The organism is Paraburkholderia sp. RL18-085-BIA-A (assembly GCF_046027075.1).
Taxonomy (GTDB): Bacteria; Pseudomonadota; Gammaproteobacteria; order Burkholderiales; family Burkholderiaceae; genus Paraburkholderia.
Map to the genome: position 1 here is coordinate 1 of NZ_JARESU010000548.1, position 675 is coordinate 675.

Annotated in this window: 1 pseudogene; it reads left to right on the forward strand. The window is 63.6% G+C overall.

The features are described from left to right. Positions 1-585 (forward strand): annotated as a pseudogene (locus P0D89_RS53770) (hypothetical protein); the annotation flags it as partial. Positions 586-675 lie beyond the last annotated feature (90 nt).

Here is a 675-nt window from a genome sequence, read left to right on the forward strand (position 1 = left end):
GAAGGGGTCACCCCTTCGCTGCATGTGGACTACAAACGTTCACGCATCAAGCAGTACCACAAGGAGGGTCAGGCGTTACGTACCGAGACCACCATCAACGACACCCGCGACTTCGGCGTGGGACGGCTGCTGCGCAACTTGCCCGAGCTACGCCGCATCGGCTTTGCCGCGAATCGGCGCATGCTCGAAATTGAGCAGATCAGCCACGACTGTGCATTGGGCGAAGACGCGTTTCAGGACCTACAGCGTCCGCGCCATGTTGACGGGCAGCGGGCACCGGCGCTGCGCTTTGCCGACCCGAACGTCCAAGCGCTGCTGCATGCGCTGGTGATGTTCGTCTTCGTCGCACGCGGCTTTACCAATCAGGACCTGCGGCAAGCCTACGCCGTGCTGCTGGGCCTGCGTCCTGGCGAAATCGGCCCGGGGGCGCATGAGCTACGAGCTGCGACGCCTGCGCTTGCATGGCCTGATCGAGCGAGTGCCCAAGACCCACCGGTATCGGCTCACAAACCTTGGGCTGCAAACGGCACTCTTCTACACGCGTGTGTACTCGCGCATCTTGCGCCCGGGCCTTGCATTGGTTAGCCCTCAGGCGCCTGCGGAGTCGCCAGCGTCTTTGCAGCGCAGCTTCCGCACCGCCGAGCAGGCCGTCAACACCTGGTGCGATCAGGTCAA